The sequence below is a fragment of the Rhizobium sp. GN54 genome, assembly GCF_021026345.1.
Taxonomy (GTDB): domain Bacteria; phylum Pseudomonadota; class Alphaproteobacteria; order Rhizobiales; family Rhizobiaceae; genus Mycoplana.
In genome coordinates this window covers 413999-435995 of the sequence record NZ_JAJNCZ010000004.1, presented here as the reverse complement: position 1 = coordinate 435995, position 21997 = coordinate 413999, and the positions used below count along the sequence as shown (strand labels likewise).

The 21997-nt window shown below is 64.9% G+C and carries 28 protein-coding genes; 7 read left to right on the top strand and 21 right to left on the bottom strand.

Annotated features, from left to right (window positions below):
- Nucleotides 1–7 precede the first annotated feature (7 nt).
- From ybgF to ybgC, 7 genes are all read right to left on the bottom strand, one after another.
- A complete protein-coding gene (gene ybgF, locus LQK81_RS14085; RefSeq protein WP_230806980.1) occupies nt 8–994 on the bottom strand; it encodes a tol-pal system protein YbgF in 987 nt (328 codons plus the stop codon).
- 216 nt (nt 995–1210) lie between these two features.
- Nucleotides 1211–1735, bottom strand: a complete 525-nt coding sequence (gene pal / locus LQK81_RS14080) for a peptidoglycan-associated lipoprotein Pal (protein ID WP_230806979.1) — start codon at nt 1733–1735, stop codon at nt 1211–1213.
- Nucleotides 1736–1992: 257 nt separating this feature from the next.
- Nucleotides 1993–3297, bottom strand: coding sequence for a Tol-Pal system beta propeller repeat protein TolB (gene tolB, locus LQK81_RS14075; protein ID WP_230806978.1), 1305 nt, complete (start codon nt 3295–3297; stop codon nt 1993–1995).
- A 49-nt stretch (nt 3298–3346) separates the two neighbouring features.
- On the bottom strand, nt 3347–4414 hold the full coding sequence (locus tag LQK81_RS14070; RefSeq protein WP_230806977.1) for a hypothetical protein: 1068 nt from the start codon (nt 4412–4414) through the stop codon (nt 3347–3349).
- An 8-nt stretch (nt 4415–4422) separates the two neighbouring features.
- Entirely contained in the window at nt 4423–4872 is a 450-nt protein-coding gene (gene tolR, locus LQK81_RS14065; RefSeq protein WP_230806976.1) for a protein TolR, read from the bottom strand.
- A 30-nt stretch (nt 4873–4902) separates the two neighbouring features.
- Nucleotides 4903–5619 (bottom strand): protein TolQ, encoded by a 717-nt coding sequence (gene tolQ / locus LQK81_RS14060; RefSeq protein ID WP_230806975.1) that lies wholly within the window; start codon nt 5617–5619, stop codon nt 4903–4905.
- A 402-nt stretch (nt 5620–6021) separates the two neighbouring features.
- Complete coding sequence (gene ybgC, locus LQK81_RS14055) at nt 6022–6477, bottom strand: tol-pal system-associated acyl-CoA thioesterase (RefSeq protein ID WP_230806974.1); 456 nt, start codon at nt 6475–6477, stop codon at nt 6022–6024.
- Between the two features lie 134 nt (nt 6478–6611).
- Here ybgC and LQK81_RS14050 point away from each other — a divergent pair, with 134 nt between their 5' ends.
- Genes LQK81_RS14050 through LQK81_RS14040 form a run of 3 tightly spaced genes read left to right on the top strand, consistent with a single transcriptional unit; the run spans nt 6612 to nt 9621 of the window.
- Complete coding sequence (locus LQK81_RS14050) at nt 6612–7832, top strand: NAD-dependent epimerase/dehydratase family protein (RefSeq protein ID WP_230806973.1); 1221 nt, start codon at nt 6612–6614, stop codon at nt 7830–7832.
- Entirely contained in the window at nt 7829–8728 is a 900-nt protein-coding gene (locus LQK81_RS14045; RefSeq protein ID WP_230806972.1) for a glycosyltransferase, read from the top strand. Before LQK81_RS14050 ends, LQK81_RS14045 begins: the two co-directional genes overlap by 4 nt.
- Complete coding sequence (locus LQK81_RS14040) at nt 8725–9621, top strand: NAD-dependent epimerase/dehydratase family protein (protein WP_230806971.1); 897 nt, start codon at nt 8725–8727, stop codon at nt 9619–9621. Before LQK81_RS14045 ends, LQK81_RS14040 begins: the two co-directional genes overlap by 4 nt.
- Before the next feature lie 52 nt (nt 9622–9673).
- Here LQK81_RS14040 and ruvB read toward each other — a convergent pair whose 3' ends face one another.
- Genes ruvB through ruvC form a run of 7 tightly spaced genes read right to left on the bottom strand, consistent with a single transcriptional unit; the run spans nt 9674 to nt 13307 of the window.
- Nucleotides 9674–10714, bottom strand: a complete 1041-nt coding sequence (ruvB, locus tag LQK81_RS14035; RefSeq protein ID WP_230806970.1) for a Holliday junction branch migration DNA helicase RuvB — start codon at nt 10712–10714, stop codon at nt 9674–9676.
- Nucleotides 10711–11109 carry a PIN domain-containing protein gene (locus LQK81_RS14030; RefSeq protein WP_183804458.1) on the bottom strand — a complete coding sequence of 133 codons (399 nt, stop codon included), beginning with the start codon at nt 11107–11109 and terminating at the stop codon, nt 10711–10713. Before LQK81_RS14030 ends, ruvB begins: the two co-directional genes overlap by 4 nt.
- Nucleotides 11106–11393: an AbrB/MazE/SpoVT family DNA-binding domain-containing protein gene (locus tag LQK81_RS14025; RefSeq protein ID WP_183804461.1), complete on the bottom strand. Its 288-nt coding sequence runs from the start codon at nt 11391–11393 to the stop codon at nt 11106–11108. The genes LQK81_RS14030 and LQK81_RS14025 overlap by 4 nt, the downstream gene beginning before the upstream one ends.
- Before the next feature lie 56 nt (nt 11394–11449).
- Nucleotides 11450–12067 (bottom strand): Holliday junction branch migration protein RuvA, encoded by a 618-nt coding sequence (gene ruvA, locus LQK81_RS14020; RefSeq protein WP_230806969.1) that lies wholly within the window; start codon nt 12065–12067, stop codon nt 11450–11452.
- A gap of 11 nt (nt 12068–12078) precedes the next feature.
- Nucleotides 12079–12495: a type II toxin-antitoxin system VapC family toxin gene (locus tag LQK81_RS14015; protein WP_230806968.1), complete on the bottom strand. Its 417-nt coding sequence runs from the start codon at nt 12493–12495 to the stop codon at nt 12079–12081.
- The gene (locus LQK81_RS14010; RefSeq protein ID WP_230806967.1) at nt 12476–12739 is read right to left on the bottom strand and encodes an AbrB/MazE/SpoVT family DNA-binding domain-containing protein; all 264 of its coding nucleotides are present in this window, start codon (nt 12737–12739) and stop codon (nt 12476–12478) included. Before LQK81_RS14010 ends, LQK81_RS14015 begins: the two co-directional genes overlap by 20 nt.
- A gap of 55 nt (nt 12740–12794) precedes the next feature.
- The gene (ruvC, locus tag LQK81_RS14005) at nt 12795–13307 is read right to left on the bottom strand and encodes a crossover junction endodeoxyribonuclease RuvC (RefSeq protein WP_230806966.1); all 513 of its coding nucleotides are present in this window, start codon (nt 13305–13307) and stop codon (nt 12795–12797) included.
- 159 nt (nt 13308–13466) lie between these two features.
- On the opposite strand from ruvC, the gene LQK81_RS14000 reads away from it, so the two are divergent.
- A complete protein-coding gene (locus LQK81_RS14000; protein ID WP_230806965.1) occupies nt 13467–14462 on the top strand; it encodes an LLM class flavin-dependent oxidoreductase in 996 nt (331 codons plus the stop codon).
- A gap of 103 nt (nt 14463–14565) precedes the next feature.
- On the opposite strand, the gene LQK81_RS13995 is transcribed toward LQK81_RS14000, so the two are convergent.
- Both LQK81_RS13995 and LQK81_RS13990 read right to left on the bottom strand, forming a co-directional pair.
- Nucleotides 14566–15312, bottom strand: coding sequence for a YebC/PmpR family DNA-binding transcriptional regulator (locus LQK81_RS13995; RefSeq protein ID WP_230806964.1), 747 nt, complete (start codon nt 15310–15312; stop codon nt 14566–14568).
- Nucleotides 15313–15539: 227 nt separating this feature from the next.
- Nucleotides 15540–16376 (bottom strand): MBL fold metallo-hydrolase, encoded by an 837-nt coding sequence (locus tag LQK81_RS13990; RefSeq protein WP_230806963.1) that lies wholly within the window; start codon nt 16374–16376, stop codon nt 15540–15542.
- Between the two features lie 166 nt (nt 16377–16542).
- On the opposite strand from LQK81_RS13990, the gene LQK81_RS13985 reads away from it, so the two are divergent.
- Nucleotides 16543–17082, top strand: a complete 540-nt coding sequence (locus tag LQK81_RS13985) for a pyridoxamine 5'-phosphate oxidase family protein (protein WP_230806962.1) — start codon at nt 16543–16545, stop codon at nt 17080–17082.
- 20 nt (nt 17083–17102) lie between these two features.
- On the opposite strand, the gene LQK81_RS13980 is transcribed toward LQK81_RS13985, so the two are convergent.
- The 4 genes from LQK81_RS13980 to LQK81_RS13965 form a co-directional block, all read right to left on the bottom strand.
- Nucleotides 17103–17411, bottom strand: a complete 309-nt coding sequence (locus LQK81_RS13980) for a BrnA antitoxin family protein (RefSeq protein WP_230806961.1) — start codon at nt 17409–17411, stop codon at nt 17103–17105.
- Entirely contained in the window at nt 17398–17652 is a 255-nt protein-coding gene (locus LQK81_RS13975) for a BrnT family toxin (RefSeq protein WP_230806960.1), read from the bottom strand. The genes LQK81_RS13980 and LQK81_RS13975 overlap by 14 nt, the downstream gene beginning before the upstream one ends.
- Before the next feature lie 84 nt (nt 17653–17736).
- Nucleotides 17737–18561, bottom strand: a complete 825-nt coding sequence (locus LQK81_RS13970) for a TIGR00282 family metallophosphoesterase (RefSeq protein WP_230806959.1) — start codon at nt 18559–18561, stop codon at nt 17737–17739.
- Nucleotides 18561–19196, bottom strand: coding sequence for a 5-formyltetrahydrofolate cyclo-ligase (locus tag LQK81_RS13965; protein WP_269064931.1), 636 nt, complete (start codon nt 19194–19196; stop codon nt 18561–18563). Before LQK81_RS13965 ends, LQK81_RS13970 begins: the two co-directional genes overlap by 1 nt.
- A 264-nt stretch (nt 19197–19460) precedes the next feature.
- Here LQK81_RS13965 and LQK81_RS13960 point away from each other — a divergent pair, with 264 nt between their 5' ends.
- Nucleotides 19461–19700: a transcriptional regulator gene (locus LQK81_RS13960; protein ID WP_230806958.1), complete on the top strand. Its 240-nt coding sequence runs from the start codon at nt 19461–19463 to the stop codon at nt 19698–19700.
- 6 nt (nt 19701–19706) lie between these two features.
- Here LQK81_RS13960 and LQK81_RS13955 read toward each other — a convergent pair whose 3' ends face one another.
- Entirely contained in the window at nt 19707–20690 is a 984-nt protein-coding gene (locus tag LQK81_RS13955; RefSeq protein ID WP_230806957.1) for a sugar-binding transcriptional regulator, read from the bottom strand.
- A 306-nt stretch (nt 20691–20996) separates the two neighbouring features.
- Between LQK81_RS13955 and tal the strand changes: the two genes are divergently transcribed.
- Nucleotides 20997–21959, top strand: a complete 963-nt coding sequence (gene tal / locus LQK81_RS13950; protein WP_230806956.1) for a transaldolase — start codon at nt 20997–20999, stop codon at nt 21957–21959.
- Nucleotides 21960–21997 lie beyond the last annotated feature (38 nt).

Genomic DNA, 21997 nt, shown 5'->3' with positions numbered 1-21997 from the left:
AAAAGGCTCAGCAGGAAAGCCGGCCCTGTTCGCTGGTGACCTTGGTCTTCACCGCCTTGGAGGCGTTCGGATAGCGCTTGCCCACTTCGCGCAGCGTCGCGCAGGCGGTTTCGCGGTTGTCGAGCGCGGCAAGCGACATGCCGAGCTTCAGGAGCATTTCCGGCGCCTTCTTGGAGGTGCCGTAGGTCTGGTGCGCGTTCAGGAACGTCTTGGCCGCGTCGTTGAAATTGCCCTGCGAATATTGCGCCTCGCCCAGCCAGAAGCTGGCGTCGGCGGCCTTCTCGCCTTCCGGGAAGACCTCGAGATAGTCGCGGAACTCCTTCTCGGCGAGCTGGTAGTCGCCCGACAGCACGTGGCCATAGGCGGCGTTGTAGATGTCATCAGGCTTGTCGAGCGCGGCCGTCGACTGGCTGTCGACGGGCGGAAGCCCCGCTTCGAGGTCCGGCAGCGCGCCGCTGCCGATCGAGGCGCTCTCGCTCATGTCGGTGCCGATGGGATTGCCCTTGTCGTCGAAACGGATGCTGCCGAGCGTCTGCGGCGGCTTGGCCGTCGAGCCGGCTGAAGCGGTGTCGCCGTTACCCGCGGCGGAGGGATCCGCCGGGGGTTCGGTTGCGTCCGTCTGGCTGTTCGTCTGCGGATCGCTGCCCGCCGGCCGCTCCAGCGCACCGCTCTTGCCGGTGCCGCCCTTGCCGCTCTCCAGGTCCTGGAAGCGATACTCGTTGTCTTCCTGGGTCTTGCGCAGCTGTTCCTGCATCTGCAGGAGCTGGAAGCTCATTTCCTCGATCCGGCCGTTCAGCGAACGGATCTGTTCCTCGAGCTGGCCGATGCGCATCAGCGAGTCGTCCGACTGCGCCAGCACGACCTGATTGTCCGCCCTGCCGCCCCCCGGCAAGAAGCGGTTCGCCAGCGCCTGGAGCGGAGAAGCGTGCAACGCCTCCACCGGCCCTGCGAAGGCTGCCAGGCCGATAAGGCCTGCCGCGACGATCTTCTTCATATTGTGCGTGTCCTGTTGGTCCGAATTCGCGCATTCCCGCGCAGCCGCAGGTTTTTCCAAATGCTGTCAAAAAGCAACGGAGTTCGGCCAAAGTGTGTTAAAAAACTCCGCCCCGCGGGCCATGGCTTCATTTCTGCGTGTGCCGTGTCGCAAACGCAAAGGCCCGCCATCGCTGGCGGGCCTTTTCCGGACGGTGCTTTCGCACCGGTCCGTCGATTACATGCCGGCGCCACCGAGCACGGTGACGGCGCGGCGGTTCTGCGACCAGCACGAGATGTCGTCGCAGACGGCCACCGGCTTTTCCTTGCCGTAGGAGATCGTCTTCATCCGGTTGGCCGGAACGCCGCGGCTTGCGAGGTACTGCTTGGTGGCGGCAGCGCGGCGTGCGCCGAGCGCCAGGTTGTATTCGCGCGTGCCGCGCTCGTCGGCATGGCCTTCGATCGTGATCGCGTAGTTCGAATAGCGCTGCAGCCACTGGGCCTGCTTGTCGAGCGTCGCAGCCGCATCGGCGCGGATCGAGGTCGAATCGGTATCGAAGAAGATGCGGTCGCCGACATTGACGGTGAAGTCCTGGGTCGAGCCCGGGGTCGCATTGTTCAGGCCGAGTTCGCCGGCGCTGTTGGGCATATTCTTCTTGTTGGCGCAGCCGGCAAGGGCCAGGCCCATGAACAGGGCGAGGATTGCGGGGTTGCGGGCGAGGGTCTGCATGCGGCCAGCGGCCGGGACTTCAGTGCGGCTCATGAGCCGGTCTCCTTAGCATCAGTTCAACAGGGCTTGGGTTTCAATCAGGGTTGCCAGACTGTAACCGCACGCGGTTAATCGGCATTCAACGATTATGGTTAACAATCGATTACGCAAATACTCCCCGGCATTCGTCCAAGAACGACGAACGCCGCCGAATCCCTCGCCTTTGAAGCCCTTGGTTTAGCGGACTTTGAGGCGAGAAAGCGGCGGCGTCGTCACGATTGGTTGCAGCTGTTTACACAGGCTGCCGCAATTCACTCCAGGAGCGGCGACCAGGCCGGGTCGGAGGCATAGCCGGCCGTCTGCACCTGCTGCTCGTTGTAGCCGGTCAGGTCGATCGAGTAGAGCTGCGGCCCGCCGGAGCCGGCCGGCTGGCGGAAGAACATCAGCACGCGCCCGTTCGGCGCCCAGGTCGGCCCCTCGTTGTGGAAGCCCGTCGTCAGGATGCGCTCGCCCGAGCCGTCCGGCTTCATCACGCCGATCGAGAACTTGCCGCCCGACTGCTTGGTGAACGCGATCAGGTCGCCGCGCGGCGACCACACCGGCGTCGAATAGGAGCCGTCGCCGAAGGAGATGCGGTTCTGGCCGGAACCGTCCGCGCCCATGACATAGAGCTGCTGGCGCCCGCCACGATCGCTCTCGAAGACGATCTGGCTGCCATCCGGCGAATAGGAAGGGCCGGTGTCGATCGCCGCCGTCGAGGTCAGCCGCGTGGTCGTGCGCGAGCGCAGGTCCATCGTGTAGATATTGGCGTTTCCGTCCTGCTGCAGGCTCATGATGACCCGCTGGCCGTCCGGCGAGAAGCGCGGCGCGAACGTCATGCCGGGGAAGTTGCCGACCACCTCGCGCTGCCCGGTTTCCAACTGCAGCAGGTAGACCCGCGGCTGCTGGCCCTCGAACGACATGTAGGTGATTTCCTGCCGGCTCGGCGAGAAGCGCGGCGTCAGCACGATCTCGTTGGAATTGGTCAGGGCCCGCGCATTGGCCCCGTCCTGGTCCATGATGGCGAGCTGGCGCTTGCGCGCGTTCTTCGGGCCGCTCTCGGCCACATAGACGACGCGGGTGTCGAAATAGCCCTTCTCGCCGGTGATGCGCTCATAGATCGCGTCCGCGATGATATGGGCGACGCGGCGCCAGTTTTCCGGCTGGGTGTAGAACTGCTGGCCGGTCATCTGCTGGTTGGCGAAGGTGTCCCACAGGCGGAACTCGGCACGCAGGCGACCGTCGCCTTCCTGCGTGACGCGGCCGGTGACGAGTGCCTGCGCGTTGATCACCTTCCAGTCCTCGAAGCGCGGCGGCTGGTCGGGATTGGAGATCTTCTCGATGAAAGCCTGCTTGCTGACTGGCGCGAACAGGCCGGACCGCTTGAGGTCGGCCGCGATCACGTCGGTGATCTTCACGCCGAGATCGCCGCTGGAGACGAAGTCGGTCACCGCGATCGGCAGCGGTTCGACGTTGCCCTTGTTGATGTTGATCTCGACGACCGCCCAGGCCGGCGTGGCGGCGGCGGCAAGACCGGTCAACCCGGCTGCGGAATGGAGAAAAGTGCGTCTCAGCATGCGATCTAGGCCTTCCTAGTTACTGTGCCAGTGTTCGTGCCTGTCGGCATCACATCATCTCGCTGGGGTCGAAGTTCACCACGACTTCGCTCCAGGCATCATACTTGTCCTTCGGCAGCTTATCGAACGGCGCCGACTTCAGGATCGCCCGGCGCGCACCGCCGGCAAGCGCCCGGCGCGCGGCGTCCGAGCCACCGGTGGCGACCACGCTCGGTTCACCGACGATGTTGCCGTCGGGGTCGAGCTGCATCGTCACCTTGATGCGCACCTCGGTCGCGTCCGCCATGCCGGGGATGATCGACCAGTTGTTCTGGATGATCCCGCGCAGCGCGTCCATCTCGCTCATCGACAGCTTCGAGCCGCCGGTCGTCTTCTTGCCGCCGAGCGAGGCGGTCTCCGTCGAGCGCTTGGCGCCGCCGCCCTTGGCCTCAGTCTTGTTCAGGAGGGCTGCCACCTCGTCGGCGTTGAAGTCGCTCTCCTTGGCGGAGGCGGCCTTCTTCTGCTCCTGCTTCTTTTCCTCGTTCTTGCGGTCCGGGGTCTTGGCCGTCTGCGGCTGTGGCGGCTGCGGCCTGATCTCGGGCACAGGAACGTTGTCCGGCATGGCTTCCGCCTCGGCGACCTCGGCCGGCGCTTCTTCCGCCGGCTTTTCCTCCGGTGTCGCCTCGGGCGTCACCTCCTGCTTCGGCGCCGCCTCGGCAGCCACTTCCGTCGCCGGCGTCGAGGCCGGCTCGCTCGGCTGCACCTGCTCTGCCGGTTCCGGTGTCGGCTCCGGCGTGGGCATGGTCTGCTCGGCCTTCGGCGGCGCTGCGGCCGTCTCCGTCTTCTGCGGCTTGTCGTTCGGCGTCGGCGGCGTCTTCAGGTCGATGTCGTTGTCGCCGGAATTCTCGGCGTTCTCCACCGGGTCCTGGCGCTTGGTCGGGACCGGCGCGGACTTTTCCGCCATCGGCGCCTTCTTGTCGCCCTGCTGGATCTGGGTCAGTTCCTCGATCGGCACGATGTCGACCGGCATCGCTTCGACATCGGCGACGTCGAAGCTCTCCGGACTGCCGATCGACACCAGCGCCCATGTGAGCACCAGAGCATGCAATGCGGCGGATGTGGCGAGACTGGCCTTCATCGCTGTCTTCAGTTGTCCGGTTTCTGCTCGGTCACGAGGCCGATATTGGTGAAGCCCGCCTGCTGGATGCGCGACATGACGTCGGCAATGACGCCATAGGGGGCCGCACCGTCACCGCGCACGAAGATCCGCTCGGTGTAGCCCGTCGTCGCGACGGCCTCGAGCTTGGCTGCGATCTCGTCTGCCGGGATCGCGGTCTCCTGCAGGAACACCGCGCCATCGGCCTTCACCGATACGGTGATCGGCTGCGTCTCGGCATTGAGCGCCTTGGCGGAGGTCTTCGGCAGGTCAAGCGGCACGCCGACCGTCATCATCGGGGCTGCCACCATGAAGATGATCAGGAGCACCAGCATGACGTCGACGAACGGCGTCACGTTGATCTCGCTCATGACGGCCTTGCGGCCACCGCGCCTGCGGCGCCCGCCGCCGCCCTTGCTCCCACCGACTGACATGCCCATGGCTTCGTCTCCTGCTTGGCGACCGCGGCGTTACTGCGCCGCCTGGCGCGGCTGCAGCTTCTCGTCGATCTGGCGCGAAAGGATGGCCGAGAATTCGTCGGCAAACCCCTCCATGCGGGCCGTGATCTTGCCGGCATCGGCGGTGAACTTGTTGTAGGCGATGACGGCGGGAATGGCGGCCAGAAGGCCGATCGCGGTCGCAAGAAGCGCCTCCGCGATACCCGGTGCCACGACGGCGAGGTTGGTCGACTTCGAGCCGGCGATCGCCTGGAACGACGTCATGATGCCGACGACGGTGCCGAACAGGCCGATGAACGGGCCGGCCGAACCAATGGTCGCAAGCGAGCCGAGACGGGCTTCCAGCGCTTCGGATTCGCGCGCCAGCGTCACGTCCATCGCCCGGTCGATGCGCATCTGCAGCCCGATCGGCGAGCGCGCACCGCGCTCGAAGCTCTTCTTCCATTCGCGCATGGCGGCGACGAACATGGCGCTCATGCCGCTGGTCTGCCGGTCGGACAGGGTGCGGTAGAGTTCCTCGAGCGATTGCCCGGACCAGAACACCTGCTCGAAGCTGTCGAGCTGCCGGCGGGCCTTGTTGAAGGCCAGCGTCTTGTCGACGACGATCGCCCAGGTCCAGATCGACGCCGCGATCAGCCCCACCATGACCAGCTTCACCACCAGGCCCGCCTGCATGAAGAGCGACCAGAGGCTCACATCGGCCGTTGCTGCCAAACCTACCTGTTCCATAGACTTCCGTCCCCGAATCCAAACACCCGGCACGGGCTTTCGGCCATCGCACCGGGTCTTCATCCCTTTGCCGGACCGGCATCCGAACGAACTCGGAAATGCCAGCGCCGGCTTTTCGCAAACTTCAGGGAAACCGCGGCCTGAATTCGTCCGCAGCCGTCCCGCCTGTTCGTCAAGATGTCCGGTTGATGTTGCCGGCCGCCACGCCGATCAAACGCTTTCAACTGCCTTCTTGCCGTCAATTTTGGTTAAAGGATGACGTGCAGCGCACAAAATCCAGTGCTTTGAGTAAGACATCATTATGGTTAAGGGAGTATTACCGCGACCGTGATTAATCCAGGGCCCGGGCCTTGGGACCTGCCAGCGCCGGTCGGAAAGGTGCGAATCGCCGTCCGCTGAAGATCAGCCAGCCGCCGCACTCAGGAATTGCGCCGCCAGCCCGTCCGGCAGGCGCCGCGGCCGGCCCTTTGCATTGATCACCGCGATGACGACCCTTGCGGAGATGAGAATCTGCTCGCCGCGCCGGACCTCCTGCTGCAGGACCATCTTCGCCCCGCCGGCCTTCTGCGTATGCGTCAGGATCGTCAGGACGTCGTCCATCCGTGCGGGCGCCTTGAAATCGATCTCCATGCGATGGACCACGAACATCAGGCCCTCGGTGTCGCCCTCGATCGACAGCGCCCCCTGCTCCACGCCGAGACAGCGCAGATAGTCCGTCCGGCCGCGCTCCATGAAATGCAGGTAGCGCGCGTGATAGACGAAGCCGGAGAAGTCGGTGTCCTCATAATAGACGCGCTGCACGAGACGATGCCCGTCTGCCGTCAGTTCGCCCGAAAGCGCATGATTCTCGTTGGTCATATCCGGCTCCGCCGTGGGGAGATCGACGCCTCTGTGGAGGAAATGTGGAACAAAATCAAGGATTGCACTCTTGTCACATTCGGTCACTATGCAGGGGACAGGCAAACGCAAGGGAGTGTCCGATGGTATCGGCGATGAAGATTGCAGTCCTGGGTGGAGATGGTTTCGTAGGCTGGCCCACCGCTCTGCATCTCTCGAACGCCGGTCATGAAGTTCACATCCTGGACAACCTCTCGCGCCGCTGGATCGATACCGAACTGGGCGTCCAATCGCTGACGCCGATGGATTCGATCCAGGAACGCACCCGCGTCTGGCACGCGGAGACTGGTCGCCGCATCCACTTCCACCTGCTCGACCTCGCCACCGACTACGAGCGTCTCAAGAACTGGCTTCGCGAGGAGCGACCGGACGCCGTCATCCACTTCGCCGAGCAGCGCGCCGCCCCCTATTCGATGAAGAGCGACCGGCACAAGAACTACACGGTCAACAACAACGTCAATGCGACGCACAACCTCCTGAACGCGCTCGTCGAAACCGGCGTCGATGCCCACCTCGTCCATCTGGGCACCATGGGCGTCTACGGCTACTCGACCGTGGGCGCGGCGATCCCCGAAGGCTACCTTCCGGTCGGGATCGAGACCATGGACGGCGCGACTGCCAGCCAGGAGATCCTCTATCCGGCCAATCCCGGCTCGATCTACCACATGACCAAGTGCCTGGACCAGTTGCTGTTCCAGTTCTACGCCAAGAACGACTGCCTGCGCATCACCGACCTGCACCAGGGCATCGTCTGGGGCACGCATACGCGCGAGACCCGACTGCATCCGCAGCTCGTCAACCGCTTCGACTATGACGGCGACTACGGCACCGTGCTGAACCGCTTCCTGATCCAGGCGGCGATCGGCTATCCGCTCACCGTGCACGGCACCGGCGGCCAGACCCGCGCCTTCATCCATATCCAGGATTCGGTGCGCTGCATCGAGATCGCGCTGGAAAATCCCCCCGCCCGCGGCGCGCGCGTGGAGATCTTCAACCAGATGACCGAGACCCATCGCGTGCGCGACCTCGCAAAGCTCATCGCCGGGCTGACGGGAAGCGAGATCGCCTGGCTGCCGAACCCGCGCAAGGAAGCGGGCGAAAACGACCTCGTCGTGAAGAACGAGAAGTTCCGCGAACTGGGTCTCGACCCGACCACGCTGGCCGACGGCCTGCTTTCGGAGATCGTCGACGTCGCCAGGAAATTCGCCTACCGCGTCGATCGCAGCCGTGTCCCGGCCGTCTCGGCCTGGACGCGCGACATCGCCGCCACCCTCAACCACGACCCCGAAGGCCGGAGACTGAAATCGGTATCATGACGGCAAGCCTGAACGTCGAGGCAGGGATCCGCCGCCATGCACCGGCGGCAGGCCGCCATGCCTATGTGACGCTGGTGACGAACGACGACTATGCCCGCGGCGCGACGGCGCTCGTCCATTCGCTCCGCCACAGCGGCACGCAAGCCGATGTCGTCGTCCTCCATACGCCGGCGCTGGGCGAGGCCGGCCGGCAAGCGCTCGCGGCACTCGACTGCCGGCTGGTCGAAGCCGACCTGCTGCCGCTGTCGGATGCCTTCAACGCCCGCCATGCGCGCCGCGCCCTGCATGGCGCCGCCCCCTTCACCAAGGGGCGCAAGCCGGATTTCCATACGCCGCTCGACAATTTCGTCAAGCTGCGGCTGTGGCAACTGGCCGAGTACGAGGCCTGCATCTTCATCGATGCCGACGCGATCGTGCTGAAGAACATCGACCGCCTCTTCGCCTATCCCGAGTTCTCGGCCGCACCCAACGTCTATGAGAGCCTGCGCGACTTCCAGCGGCTGAATTCCGGCGTCTTCGTCGCCCGTCCGGCACTGACGACGTTTGCGGCGATGCTGGAGCGGCTGGACACGACCGACGCCTTCTGGCCACGCACGGACCAGACCTTCCTGCAGGCCTTCTTCCCGCAATGGCACGGCCTGCCGGTCTATTTCAACATGCTGCAGTACGTCTGGTTCACCATGCCCGAGCTTTGGGATTGGAAGAGCATCCACGTGCTCCATTATCAATACGAGAAGCCCTGGGAAACGAACCACCCGAAAGCGGAGGTGCTGATGCCCCTGATCGCGCTCTGGCAGGCCTTTCACGACGGCGGACCGGTCCCCGACATCGACGCGCTCCCCGGTCCTTCGGGCCCGGCCGTCGCTCTTTCCCTTTCGCCTTCGGCCGGCGCATGACACGTGTGCTCGTCTCCGGCGGCACCGGCACTGTCGGGCGCTTCATCGTCGAGCATCTTCTCGGACATGGCTACAAGGTGACGGTCGGCGGACGTGAGCCACCGGCGGCGGGCTTCTTCTCCAAAGACTTCGCCTACGTGCCGCTTCACCTCGATCCCGACCTCGACCAGATCGACGCCTTCCAGAACATCTACTATTTCGTCCACGCCGCCTTCGCCCATGTGCCTGGCAAATACCGGGGCGGCGAGGGCGACGATCCGGAGGGCTTCCGCCGCGCCAATCTGCACGGCTCGGTGCGCCTGTTCGAGGCGGCCCGCGATGCCGGCGTGCGCCGCTGCGTCTTCCTCTCCAGCCGCGCCGTCTATGGACCGCAGTCGGCGGGCACCGTGCTGTCCGAGGAAGCGCTCCCGAAGCCTGACACACTCTACGGCCGGGTGAAGCTCGATGCCGAGCGCAGCCTGCAGGCGCTCTGCGCCCATGATTTCATTGCCGCCAGCCTGCGCGTCACCGGCGTTTACGGCGCGGCCGGCCCGGACCGGGACCACAAATGGCAGGGCCTGTTCGACGACTACCGCGCCGGCCGGCCGATATCACCCCGGGCCGGCACCGAGGTCCATGGCGACGACGTCGCCACGGCCGTTCGGCTGATGCTTGAGGCAGATCCGATGCGCATCAACGGCGAGGTCTTCAACGTCTCCGACGTCCTCGTCGACAGCCGCGCGATCCTCTCCGTCGTCCGGGATGCCACCGCCTGTCCGCATCCGCTGCCGGAGCCGGCCGGAACCGATGCCTTCAACCCGATGTCGACCGACCGGATCCGCATGCTCGGCTGGCGGCCGGGCGGCATGGAGCGGCTGAGGGCAACGGTCGCGGAACTCGCGACGGGCGCATAATCACGCCGTCCCGGCTAACCGCCGAACGCATGGCATCCACCGCAGCCGGTCCTCAATCGTCTTCCGAGAACAGCCGGAACTGCGACGCCTCGAGATCCTTCGGCGGCTGCAGGCCGAGGTGCTTCCAGGCGTTCGCCGTCAAGACGCGCCCGCGCGGCGTGCGCTGGATGAAGCCCTGCTGGATCATGTAGGGCTCGATGATGTCCTCGATCGCATCGCGCGGCTCCGACAGCCCCGCCGCGATCGTCTCGATCCCCACCGGCCCTCCGCCGAAATTATGCGCGATCATCGAGAGGTAGCGACGGTCGAGCTGGTCGAGCCCCATATTGTCGACGAGCAGCCGCGTCAGCGCCTCGTCGGCGATCTCGCTGGTGACGGCATCGGCGCGGGCGACTTCGGCGAAATCGCGCACGCGCCGCAAGAGCCGGCCCGCGATGCGCGGCGTGCCGCGGGCGCGGCGGGCGATCTCGCGCGCGCCGTCGTCGGTCATGCCGAGCCCCATCAGCCGCGCACCGCGCCGCACGATCGATTCCAGTTCCTCCACCGTGTAGAAATTCAGCCGCACCGGGATGCCGAAACGGTCGCGCAGCGGCGTGGTCAGCAGGCCGAGGCGGGTCGTCGCCGCGACGAGGGTGAATTTCGACAGGTCGATCTTGACCGAGCGTGCCGCGGGCCCCTCGCCGATGATCAGGTCGAGCTGGAAATCCTCCATCGCCGGATAGAGGATTTCCTCGACCGCCGGATTGAGCCGGTGGATCTCGTCGATGAACAGCACGTCGCGCTCTTCCAGATTGGTGAGGAGCGCTGCGAGATCGCCGGCCTTGGCGATCACCGGGCCGGACGTGGAGCGGAAATTGACCCCCAGTTCCTTGGCCATGATCTGTGCCAGCGTCGTCTTGCCGAGGCCGGGCGGGCCGACGAACAGGACGTGATCCAGCGCCTCGCCGCGGTTCTTCGCCGCTTCGATGAAGATCTTCAGGTTGGCGCGCGCCTCCGCCTGGCCGGTAAAGTCGTCCAGCGTCTGCGGCCGCAGCGTCGTGTCCACGTCCTCGCCGCGCTTGTCCGGGGTGATCAGTCGGGCGGCATCGGTCATGAGAGAAGTTCCATTCCGGGGATCGCCCTTGCTGCTTTGCGATCAAACGTTACCACTTTGCTGCAGCCTGCCTTGAGCGCCGCCCATGCGACGAGACAATCGGCTAGGTCGGAAATCGTCGCCTCCGTCTCAAGCAACGTCACCTCCAACTCCCCGGCGTACTCGACGACCACTTCGACGGACACGAGAAGCTGGCGCAGCATCTCCGTAATTTGCCTCTGTGAGTAGCCCAGTCTCCGCCGCAGCACCCACACTGTCTCAGCCAGGACGACTGCGCTCAGATAGACAGGGTCGTCTTCGGTGCGCTCCGCCATGAACCGTCGCGCCCTGTCGTTCTGCGCCACGTCGTCATCGACGAGAAAACGCAACAGCACGTTCGTGTCTATACCGATCATTTTGAACCGTCGTGCCATTCACGGACAATGCGCGCGTCGTCCTCTGCCACCGCATCCATAATCGCGTCATCGATTTCGTCGATGGACAAACTGGCGCCATTCGGCGGTTTCCCCAACGCCCCGGCCAGATCGGCCAGTCGAACATTCTTCACCCGCAGATAGACCCTGTCGCCGCTGACGACGTAGCGGATCTTGTCGCCCGGCTTGAGGTTCAGCGCCTCGCGGATCTCGGCCGGAATGGTCGTCTGCCCCTTCGAGGTCAAGGTACTGTCATAGACACCCATGATGCGCACTCCTTACAAATAGCATCATAGTAAGGAATGGCACTGGAAACAAGGAATCATCGCGCCAGCTCCTTCAACCCCAGCCGGATGAGCTTTGCGCTGTCGGCGCCCTCGCCGCCGTTCTTCAGCGCCGCGGCGACGGCATTGGCCGCCTGGTCGCGCGAATAGCCGAGATTGGTCAGCGCCGAGACGGCATCGGCCACCGGCGCCGACGCCACGCCCTCACCGATCTCCTGTTTCAGCCCGATCGCAGCTCCCGCATCGCCGGCAAAGGCAGGCGCCTTGTTCTTCAATTCGGTGACGATGCGCACCGCGACCTTCGGGCCGACACCCGGCGCCCGCGAGACCGAGGTCTTGTCCTGCAGCGCAATCGCATTGGCAAGCTCCCCCGGCGTCAGCGTCGACAGCACCGCCAGCGCCACCTTCGAACCGACCCCCTGCACGCTCTGCAGCAGCCGGAACCATTCGCGCTCCAGCCCCGTCAGGAAGCCGAACAGCCTCAACTGGTCCTCGCGCACATAGGTCTCGATGAACAGCACCGCCGCCTCGCCCGCCGAGCCGAGCTTCGACAGCGTCCGCGCCGAGCAGAAGGCGACGTAGCCAACGCCGTGCACGTCGAGCACGACATGATCCTCGCCGATCTCGTCAATGGTGCCTTTGAGTTTGCCGATCATGAAAGGATCCGTCAGGGATGAGTTTCGGGTGAGATGATGTCGAGTGTCGGGAAATAGGTGCGGTAGCGCGCCGCGTCACGGGTCAGCAGGCGGTGCGAGCGCAAGGCCGCATGAGCGCCGATCAGGAAATCTGGCAGGGTCCGCTCGCGTTGCCCGCCCGCTCTGCGATAGCGCAGTTGTGCCATGCCCGCCTGGTATGCAGCGGAAAAAGGCAAGGCTTCGCGAACCGGGCCGAGGCGCGCCAGCGTTTGCGCAAGCGCGTCCTCGCTCGACATCAGGCCGGCAAGCTCCGCCCATACGATCGGCGACAGAATGAGTTGCGCGTCCCGCTTCAGTGTGATGATCGCCTGCGATGACCATTCCTTGAATGGTGTTTCCGGTCCGAACACATCGATGATGATATTCGTGTCAATCAGAACCGAAGTCATCACGCGGTCCCCGAAGCCACTCCATATACTCGTCCGCCGTCATGCCGCCGGTATCGAACGTGCCGGATCGGCTTTTGATCCAGGCTTCAAAATCGTCAGGCTCAGCCGCCTTGCCGCCGGAGACGACGATCAACCGTGCCCCTTTGTCGTCGGTGACAAAATCCACCTCCGATCCGGGACCGATGTTCAAACGGTCGCGGATATTCTTCGGGATCGTCACCTGGCCTTTTTCCGTTACGCGCACAGTAATACCTCCAAGGTATTACCTATCGCCTCTCCCGGAACAAGTCAAGAACAAACTACCCCGCCAGCGCCGCCAGCCGACCGGCCAGGCTCTGGCGGTTGTGGGCGTGGCAGATGGCGATCGCCAGCGCGTCGGCCGCGTCGTTGCCCTTGAACTCGGCCTTCGGCATCAGCACCTTCAGCATCATGTGGATCTGCTGCTTCTCGCCGTGGCCGACGCCGATCACCGCCTTCTTCACCGCGTTCGGCGCATACTCGGCGACCCGCAGGCCCGCCCGCGCCGGCACCAGCATGGCGATGCCGCGCGCCTGTCCGAGTTTCAGCGTCGCCGTCGCATCCTTGTTGACGAAGGTCTGCTCCACCGCCGCCTCGTCCGGCCGGTAGGAATGAACGACCTCCGCCAGACCGTCATGGAGCTGGCAGAGGCGCGAGGCGAGATCCATCTCGCCATCCGACGTCACCGTCCCCGAGGCCACGAACCGCAGCGAATTTCCGAGCGTCTCGATGATGCCCCAGCCGGTGCGGCGAAGCCCCGGATCGATGCCGATGATGCGAATCGTGCCCTGCATGGTCGAACCCTATTCCCGATGCAGCGACCCTGCCAGCGAAATGTGAACAAAACAAAAACATCCACAAGGCCGCCCGGCATCGCCGGCGGCCCGTCTTGGATTTCAGGAAATTGAACCTACATGCAGGGGCATTCAAATCCATTCATGCAGAGGTCCGCCATGGTGCCCTTTTCGATCCTCGATCTCTCTCCGGTCGTCGAAGGCGGCACCGTCGCCCAGTCGCTCGCCAATTCCAGGCGCCTGGCACAGGAGGCCGAACGGGAGGGCTACCGCCGCTTCTGGCTGGCCGAACACCACGGCATGCGCGGCATCGCCAGTGCAGCGACCTCTCTCGTCATCCAGCACGTCGCGGCGGGGACGGAGACGATCCGCGTCGGCTCCGGCGGCATAATGCTGCCGAACCATTCGCCGCTCGTAATCGCCGAGCAGTTCGGCACGCTGGAGGCGCTCTTCCCCGGCCGCATCGACCTGGGTCTCGGCCGTGCGCCGGGCACCGACATGAACACCGCCCGCGCCCTTCGCCGCAATCTCGAGACCTCCGCCAACAACTTCCCCCAGGACGTGGTCGACCTGATGGCGCTGATGGGGCCGCTGCAGCCGAACCAGCAGATCGTCGCCGTGCCCGGTGCGGACAGCAACGTGCCCGTATGGCTGCTGGGCTCCAGCCACTATTCCGCCCATCTCGCCGGCATGCTCGGCCTGCCCTTCGCCTTCGCCTCGCATTTCGCGCCCGACATGCTGCTGTCGGCGCTCGAGATCTATCGGGAGCGCTTCACCCCGTCGCAATATTTGGAAAAGCCGCATGTGATGGTGGGCGCCATGGGCGTGGCGGCCGATACCGACGCCGAGGCCGCCCGCCTCTTCACCTCCATGCAGCAATCCTTCGTCTCGCTGCGCCGCGGCGCCCCGACCGTCTTCCCGCCACCGGTCGAAAGCATGGACGCCTTCTGGAGCGAGCATGAGAAGATCATGGTCGAGCACACGCTGCAATATGCGGTGGTCGGCGGGCCGCAGACCGTCAGGGACAGGATTGCCGCCTTCCTCGAGCAGACCGGGGCGGACGAGTTCATCGTCTCGATGCCCGTCTACGACATGGAGGCCCGGCTCAAATCCGTGCGCCTCTTTGCCGAGGCGCAGCGGGCGCTGTCGGCCTAGGCTCGGCGGCCAATGGGGCCAAGTGTGGCCCTGACGTCCACATGAAAATGGGCCCGTGCCGTCAAGGCACGGGCCCTTTACCATTCCGGATGACCTTCGGCGATCAGGCCGAGAGCTTCGCCATCACCTCGTCGGAAACTTCGAAGTTCGAGTAGACGTTCTGCACGTCGTCGTCGTCTTCCAACGTGTCGATGAGCTTCATCAGCGACTGCGCCTTCTCCTCGTCGACCGGCACCGTGTTCTGTGCCTTCCAGATCGCCTTGACGGTCTCGGCTTCGCCAAGCGTCGATTCCAGCGCCTTGGAGACCTCGCCGATGTTCTCGAAGGCACAATAGATGGTGTGGACCTCGTCGTCGGTCTCGACGTCGTCGGCACCCGCCTCGATCGCAGCGTCCATCACCGCGTCGGCGTCACCGGCCGCAAGCTTGTAGGTGATCTCCCCGACCCGGTCGAAGGAGAAGGAGACCGAGCCGGTCTCGCCCAGCGCGCCGCCGGCCTTGGTGAAGGTCGAGCGGACGGAGGATGCGGTGCGGTTGCGGTTGTCGGTCAGCGCCTCGACGATGACGGCGACGCCGCCCGGGCCGTAGCCCTCGTAGCGGATTTCCTCGTAGTTCTCCGCGTCTCCGCCGGAAGCTTTCTTGACGGCGCGGTCGATATTGTCCTTCGGCATGGACTGCGCCTTGGCGTTCTGGATCGCCAGGCGCAGGCGCGGGTTCATCGCCGGGTCGGGCATGCCGGCCTTGGCGGCGACGGTGATTTCGCGTGCGAGCTTGGAGAACATTTTCGACCGCACGGCATCCTGGCGGCCCTTGCGATGCATGATGTTCTTGAACTGTGAATGGCCTGCCATGGCACCCCTTAAGCTGTTGGGCGCGACGGCAATGTCTCATCCGTTGGGAACGGCCGCGCGCTGTCTTCGGTTCGGGAGCGAACCCGTCCGCGTCCAGTCCGGCCAGGCGAGCTCCGATTTTGGAAATTGGGCGCGTTATAGTTTTATTGTCGCCCTGCGTCCAGCAGGGGCGGCAAAATCTGCATCGCACGATGGTGCAACGGAGCAATGGCTCCGAAGAGCACAGCTCACACGCCCTTGAGAACGAGGATCGTCGGTTGTCGCGGCAGCGAGCGGATCGACACTTCGACGCTTTCCGTATCGGCGAAGGATACCGCGAAATCCTCGTCGAACATCAACAGGAAACGGTCGATCGGCGGACCGCGCCGGTGCATGGGCAGGATCAGTGCGGAGCGAAGCCGCTCGACCACGCGGCTCATGCTCTCCGCCCCCATCGTCAGCCCGCCGTCGACCGGCACCATCAGGATATCCAGCCGGCCGATCTCGGCATACTGCTTTTCCGTCAGTTCATGGTGCAGATGACCGAGATGACCGATGCAGAGCCCCGCGATCTCGAAGATAAAGATCGAGTTGCCGTTCTGCTCCATCGCCCCGCCCCAACTGCGGATATCCGTCGGCACGTTGCGGATGTAGGCGTCGCCGGCGACGACGTCGTGGTCGGCCGGCGCGCCATCGTCCCGCCAGCCGTGCAGCACATGCTCGATGCCGGGCTCGGGCGAAAGCGTATAGTGGCTGGAATGCGCCTTGTTCATCGTCACCACCGTCGGCAGAGACGGCGGCTTGTACCAGCCATTGTAGTCCGTCGCGATCCTGATGCCGCCCGGCGTCTCGATGAAGAAGGTCGAGTGCCCGATATAGGTGATCCTGACCGTTCCGTCGGCCTGCGCCTGTGCCAGTTCCAAAGCCGGCGATGCAAGGCTCGCAAGGATGGCCCCGGGCAGGGCCTGCGCGATCATCTGGCACTGGCTGGCCGGTTTTGCCGTCTCCTGCGCCTGCGCCGGCGACAATCCCGGCAGGAGCAGAACGAGCGGCAGGACGAGAAGCGAGAACCGAATGGACTGCATGGGCGGCGGCTCCGTTCGATGAACGCCGGAACTATGCCAACGCGGCCTCACACGGTCGAGAGCAACCTCGCCTGCCGCATTCACAATCCCGTCAGCCCCGTGCCGGAACAACCGTCGGGGCGAGACGTTTGGCCTGCATGGACCGATACGAGAAAGGACGACAGCCATGGCAAATCTGGCGGAAGCCCGAATACACCCCAAGGATCAGCTCTACGACGAGATCGACCGGATCCAGGCCGGCATGCTTGGACTGGAAAACGACCGCATGCACATGCAGCCGATGGCCCCGCATCTCGACCGGCGGGCGGCGACGATCTGGTTCTTCACCAAGACCGAAACCGATCTGGTGGAAGCGATCGGCCAGGGCGCAAGGGCCCATTTCTGCGTCGTCGGCAAGGATCACGACTATCACGCCTGCCTCGTCGGCCGCATCACCGTGGAGAAGAATCCGGCGAAGATCGATGAATACTGGAACTCGATCGTCGAGGCCTGGTACGACCACGGCAAGCACGATCCGATGTTGACCATGCTGGCGCTGCGGCTGGACGATGCGGCGATCTGGGCCTCGACCGGCAACAGCCTCAAGTTCGGCTGGGAGATCGCCAAGGCCAACTTCAATCCCGACGAGGAGCCGCATGTCGGCGTGCGCACCCACGTCGTGTTCGGCGACACACCGGACGAAATCCGCCGCCAGTGGGCGAGCTGACGCGACACGCTCTTTTGTCGCTAGACCTTGGCGCGCTTCAGCACCTCGTTGATGCGCGCCTGCCAGCCTTTCCCGGTCGCCTTGAACTTCTCGATGACCTCCGGATCGAGGCGCAGCGAGACCTGCTGCTTCGGCCGCGGCACGGCCGGCCGGCCGCGCGATCGCCGGATGCTCTCCGCCAGTTCGGGGAAAACCTCGGCGAAAGGCCGGGCGTTCGCCAGTTCCTCCTCCGTCGCCTCCGGATTGTCGGGGTCGGAGGCAATCTGGCGTTGGATCTCGGCTTCTTCCTCGTCGGTCAGAGGCGGAATGTGCAGTCTAGGCGTAGCCATGGGCGCTCCTTTCCTTCCGGCTCGCGGGGCGCATGGAGATGATTGAAAGCCCCTGTGTACCCAACGTTACGAAAACGACGGCAATAACCCCGCGGTGCAACACCCCGATCGCCATCAGGCGCCCACGTTGTACCGGCACGATCGTCGAACGCGCAAAGAAGTCGGGCGTCAGGTCCGCGAAGTCATATCCGTGCTTTTCGATGTTCGACCGGCGTTTGCGCTCATCATAGACGATCTGCATGATTTCTGTATCACTTTAAATCGCAATACCAAAATCATGCCGAAGCTGTAGATCAACGCAAAAACAATCCTTGCGGGAAATCGGTCATCCCCAGAAGCTGGGGATGGTCTCCTGCAGGCGCGGTCCGAGCCGCAGCGGCGCGATCTTTTCCGCCAGCCCCGTCCTGTCGGAAATCTCCACGCCCAGCCCGCAGATCGTCGCAGGCCCGCTCGCCGCTTCGAAGCGGCCCTTGGGCATCTTGGAGATGAAGCGGTTGAGCGGCTCCTCCTTGTCCATGCCGAGCGAACTGTCGTAGTCGCCGCACATGCCGGCATCCGACATGTAGCCGGTACCGCCATTCAGGATCTGGCAATCGGCGGTGGGCACATGCGTATGCGTGCCGACGACGAGGCTGGCGCGGCCGTCGACGAAATGGCCGAAGCACTGCTTCTCGCTGGTGGCCTCGGCATGGAAGTCGAAGATGATCGCATCCGCCTGCTCGCCGAGCGGGCAGGAGGCGAGGATCGCCTCGCCGGTGGTGAAGGGATCGTCCAGTTCGGGATGCATGAAGACCCGTCCCATGATGTTGGCCACCAGAACGCGCGCGCCGTTGCGGGCAAAGAACAGGTTCGACCCGCGCCCCGGCGTGCCGGCCGGATAGTTCGCCGGTCGCAGGAACTGGTCGTGCCGGCCGGCGAAGGTCACCGCCTCCTTCTGGTCCCAGACGTGGTTGCCCGTGGTCACGACGTCGGCGCCGGCGTTGATCGTCTCCTGGAAGATCTCCTCGGTGATGCCGAACCCGCCGGCGGCGTTCTCGCCGTTGACCACGACGAAATCGAGCTTGAGGTCGGAAATCAGCCCCGGCAGCCGTTCCCAGACAGCGGTCCGCCCGCTCTTGCCCACCATGTCACCGAGAAAGAGAAACCGCATCAGCCCTGTCCACCTTGTTCCTTGAATATGCGAAAGCCGGTCTCGGTCAAAATCGCATCGAGCGCCACGTCGTGCGCCTCCGCCGGCACGGCCGATACCTCCTGGCAATCGAAGGCGATGCCGATCAGTCGCGGCGTCAATCCCTTGGCGCGCAACCGGCCGATCGCGCGGTCGTAATGCCCTGCGCCATAGCCGATGCGGTGGCCGCCGGCATCGAAGGCCGAAAGCGGAACCAGCAGGATTTCCGGGTCGAGCTCTTCCGCCTCCGGCCCCGGTCCCGTCGTGCCGAAGCCCGTCTTGACCAGCGGCGCGCCGCGCAGGAGTTCGCGGAAGATGATCCGCTCGCGGTCGAGCACGACCGGCAGGCACAGCCGCGCGCCGCGCTCGGCAAGCCGCGCCATCAGCGGCCGGATGTCGGCCTCCGACCGGATCGGCGAGAAGCCGGAAATGACGGCGCCCGGCTCGAAGGCGATGATGTCGCCGGCATGCTCCGCCATTGCGAGGCTCGCCTCGATCCGTTCCTGCACGGGCATCGCATCCCGCAATGCCAGCTTCCGGTTTCGAAGCTCGGCCTTCTGTTCCTTCGGCGTCACGCGTCCCATCCCCGGCTGATCCTGCCCTTCCCATACTGCCATAGGCCGCCTGCCTGCAACCTCCACCGGGAAATGGCGTTTGCCCGGGCGATCGGCCCGACGCAACGACCTCAGGAACGGCGGCGCCTGCGACTGTATCGATATGCGACACCATCCCCAAAGGCAGCGGAAGGCGCCCGAAGCCCCGCAATCCCGGAGCACACGGTCGGCGACGGCTGCAACCGCGCGGCATGTGCATAAGGTTTAATAAAGCATTTCAGAGAGTTCGGCTGGGCTCGGGGCTGCCGGCTCTCTATCAAGCCCGCCATGTCATCAGCCGATTCCCAGTTCCGTCACCGGCACAGCGGTGCCGCACCCGACCTCTCCGCCATCGAGGTGCGTTGCCTTGCGCTTGCCGCCGAAGGCAGGACGCCGGGCCAGATCGTGCTGGAAACGGACCTGCCCCTGCCCCGCGTCGCCGAAGCGCTTTCCAGCGCCATGGAGAAGCTCGAGGCGCGCAACATCACCGGCGCGGTCTCGCGCGCGGCCCTGCTGAACCTCATCTGACGGCGGTCAGGCCGCCTGCGCCTCGGCCAGTCGCAACAGGGAAGCCGCAGCCCCCTCGTCGGTGATCAGCGTGTTGCAGCCGACGCGCCGGATCGTCGCGCGAATGGCGGGCGCCCGATGCGCGCCACCGGAAACAAGCACGATATGGTTCGCCTTCTTCACCGTGTCGAGATCGATCGACATCACCCGGTCGCGGATCGGATGGTCGATCGTCCGCCCCTCGGCGTCGAGGAAATTGCACATGGTGTCGCAGACGCAGCCCGCAGCCACCAGTTCCTTCAACACCTCCGGCGGCAGGAAGCCGCGTGAAAGCGAGGTGGAATCCGGCCCGATGTCACCGCAGCTGACGACGGCGATGTCCATGTTTTCCGCCAGCTCGAACAGCGGCTTCAGGCCGCATTTCTCGATCAGGCGGCGCTTGGTCTCGCCGCTGTCCACGATCAGCGGCGCAAGGAAGAGATAGCATTCCGCGCCGAGCTGGCTGGCGATCCGCCAGCTGTATTCGATCGGGTTGATGTGATGCGCCTCGACCACCCCGCCGAGCAGCGAGACCACCTTCACCCGTTCCCGCCGCGCGGGGCGAAAACTGGCGAGCGATGCGGTCAGCGTCCGACCCCAGCCGACGCCCACCGTACAGTCGTCGGGTATGACTTCAGTCAGGAACTGGCCGAGCGCGAGCCCGACCCCCTTGGCCGTCCCCTCCGCCGTCTCCGCCGCGGGCACCACGATCGCCTCGTCGAGCCCGTAGGCCCGCTCCAGCCGGGTCGCCAGTTCCACGCAGTCGCCGACCCCCTCGTCGATCCAGATCTGCACCTCGCCCCGCTTCAGCGCCTCGTCCAGCAGGCGGATCACCGTGGTGCGGCCGATGCCGAGCTTCTCGGCGACGTCCTTCTGCGTCATGCGCTGGTTGTAGTAGAGCCAGGCGGCCCGCAGGCGCAACGAGGCGCTCTCGGAATAGGCCGTGTGCGTTCCGCGCCTGAGTTTCGCCAAATTCCCGTCCCCGTTTCTGCGGCCGGAGCCGCGGCCATGCTGTCCGTCCTTCCTAGCACGAAACGGAGATGATGCGACATATGTTTATCTGATTGTGCAAAAGTGCTTGACATTGGACCCATGCGCCACCGATATTCGCCACGCACCCTCGGCGCGACAAAGTGCCGGCGGAGTGCTAGTGTGCGGTCACGGCGAAGCGGTTCCAGGAAGCCCGCGACGCTGTGCCGGCACTTCAAAAATTGCGCAGCCTGCGCTTGCTGCGGACGGACGGCGCCTTGCTTGACACCACGGAACGGGATCTCGAACATGACCTCCAAGCTTGAACAACTGCGTGCGATGACGACTGTTGTGGCGGATACCGGCGACATCGAAGCCGTGGCCCGGCTGAAGCCCGTCGACTGCACCACCAATCCGACGATCGTCCTGAAGGCGCTGGGCACGCCGATGTTCGCCGACACCGTCGCCGAGGCGCTGCGCTGGGGCCAGTCGCAGGGTGGAAGCCGCGAGGGCGTGATCGCCGCGGTCGCCGATCGCCTGGCGATCTCCGTCGGCGCAGCCCTTGCCGGCCTCGTCCCCGGCCGCGTCTCGACCGAGGTCGACGCCGACCTTTCCTTCGACACCGAAGCCTCGATCGAAAAGGGCCGTGCCATCATCAAGGCCTATGAGGCGCGCGGCATCGGCCGCGAGCGCATCCTCATCAAGCTGGCCTCGACCTGGGAAGGCATCCGCGCCGCCGAAGTGCTGCAGAAGAACGGCATCGACTGCAACCTGACTCTGCTTTTCAACAAGGCCCAGGCGATCGCCTGCGCCGATGCCGGCGCCTTCCTGATCTCGCCCTTCGTCGGCCGCATCCTCGACTGGCACGTCAAGGCCTCCGGCAAGACGTTCACCGCCGAGGACGATCCGGGCGTCCTTTCGGTCCGCGCGATCTATGATTACTACAAGTCCAACGGCATCAAGACGATCGTCATGGGCGCCTCGTTCCGCAATATTGGCGAGATCGAGGCCCTGGCCGGCTGCGACCGCCTGACGATCAGCCCGCAACTGCTGGAAGAGCTCGACAAGGCCGAAGGCACGCTGGAGCGCAAGCTTTCGCCCGAGACGGTCAACCGCGCCGCCCCGATCAAGGTCGACGAGAAGACCTTCCGCTGGATGCTGAACGAGGACGCGATGGCGACCGAGAAGCTCTCCGAAGGCATCCGCGCCTTTGCCAAGGACCTCGGCGCCCTGCGCGCGATGATCGACAAGGAAATGAAGGCCGCCGCCTGATCGCCAAGCGCCTTCGTTGAACGTGACAATGCCGAACC

Excerpts from the sequence above, each read along its gene's own strand:
- LQK81_RS14025 (WP_183804461.1), bottom strand. The coding sequence starts at position 11,393 with ATGGGTGTCTATGACAGTACCTTGACCTCGAAGGGGCAGACGACCATT.
- pal (WP_230806979.1), bottom strand. The coding sequence starts at position 1,735 with ATGAGCCGCACTGAAGTCCCGGCCGCTGGCCGCATGCAGACCCTCGCC.
- LQK81_RS14000 (WP_230806965.1), top strand. The coding sequence starts at position 13,467 with ATGGTGCCCTTTTCGATCCTCGATCTCTCTCCGGTCGTCGAAGGCGGC.
- LQK81_RS14050 (WP_230806973.1), top strand. The coding sequence starts at position 6,612 with ATGAAGATTGCAGTCCTGGGTGGAGATGGTTTCGTAGGCTGGCCCACC.
- LQK81_RS14030 (WP_183804458.1), bottom strand. The coding sequence starts at position 11,109 with ATGATCGGTATAGACACGAACGTGCTGTTGCGTTTTCTCGTCGATGAC.
- LQK81_RS13970 (WP_230806959.1), bottom strand. The coding sequence starts at position 18,561 with ATGCGGTTTCTCTTTCTCGGTGACATGGTGGGCAAGAGCGGGCGGACC.
- tolQ (WP_230806975.1), bottom strand. The coding sequence starts at position 5,619 with ATGGAACAGGTAGGTTTGGCAGCAACGGCCGATGTGAGCCTCTGGTCG.
- tolR (WP_230806976.1), bottom strand. The coding sequence starts at position 4,872 with ATGGGCATGTCAGTCGGTGGGAGCAAGGGCGGCGGCGGGCGCCGCAGG.
- tolB (WP_230806978.1), bottom strand. The coding sequence starts at position 3,297 with ATGCTGAGACGCACTTTTCTCCATTCCGCAGCCGGGTTGACCGGTCTT.
- ruvC (WP_230806966.1), bottom strand. The coding sequence starts at position 13,307 with ATGCAGGGCACGATTCGCATCATCGGCATCGATCCGGGGCTTCGCCGC.
- ybgC (WP_230806974.1), bottom strand. The coding sequence starts at position 6,477 with ATGACCAACGAGAATCATGCGCTTTCGGGCGAACTGACGGCAGACGGG.
- LQK81_RS13985 (WP_230806962.1), top strand. The coding sequence starts at position 16,543 with ATGGCAAATCTGGCGGAAGCCCGAATACACCCCAAGGATCAGCTCTAC.
- LQK81_RS13960 (WP_230806958.1), top strand. The coding sequence starts at position 19,461 with ATGTCATCAGCCGATTCCCAGTTCCGTCACCGGCACAGCGGTGCCGCA.
- ybgF (WP_230806980.1), bottom strand. The coding sequence starts at position 994 with ATGAAGAAGATCGTCGCGGCAGGCCTTATCGGCCTGGCAGCCTTCGCA.
- LQK81_RS14015 (WP_230806968.1), bottom strand. The coding sequence starts at position 12,495 with ATGACTTCGGTTCTGATTGACACGAATATCATCATCGATGTGTTCGGA.
- tal (WP_230806956.1), top strand. The coding sequence starts at position 20,997 with ATGACCTCCAAGCTTGAACAACTGCGTGCGATGACGACTGTTGTGGCG.
- LQK81_RS14040 (WP_230806971.1), top strand. The coding sequence starts at position 8,725 with ATGACACGTGTGCTCGTCTCCGGCGGCACCGGCACTGTCGGGCGCTTC.
- LQK81_RS14045 (WP_230806972.1), top strand. The coding sequence starts at position 7,829 with ATGACGGCAAGCCTGAACGTCGAGGCAGGGATCCGCCGCCATGCACCG.
- ruvA (WP_230806969.1), bottom strand. The coding sequence starts at position 12,067 with ATGATCGGCAAACTCAAAGGCACCATTGACGAGATCGGCGAGGATCAT.
- LQK81_RS14070 (WP_230806977.1), bottom strand. The coding sequence starts at position 4,414 with ATGAAGGCCAGTCTCGCCACATCCGCCGCATTGCATGCTCTGGTGCTC.
- LQK81_RS13990 (WP_230806963.1), bottom strand. The coding sequence starts at position 16,376 with ATGCAGTCCATTCGGTTCTCGCTTCTCGTCCTGCCGCTCGTTCTGCTC.
- ruvB (WP_230806970.1), bottom strand. The coding sequence starts at position 10,714 with ATGACCGATGCCGCCCGACTGATCACCCCGGACAAGCGCGGCGAGGAC.
- LQK81_RS13995 (WP_230806964.1), bottom strand. The coding sequence starts at position 15,312 with ATGGCAGGCCATTCACAGTTCAAGAACATCATGCATCGCAAGGGCCGC.
- LQK81_RS13980 (WP_230806961.1), bottom strand. The coding sequence starts at position 17,411 with ATGGCTACGCCTAGACTGCACATTCCGCCTCTGACCGACGAGGAAGAA.
- LQK81_RS13975 (WP_230806960.1), bottom strand. The coding sequence starts at position 17,652 with ATGCAGATCGTCTATGATGAGCGCAAACGCCGGTCGAACATCGAAAAG.
- LQK81_RS13965 (WP_269064931.1), bottom strand. The coding sequence starts at position 19,196 with ATGGCAGTATGGGAAGGGCAGGATCAGCCGGGGATGGGACGCGTGACG.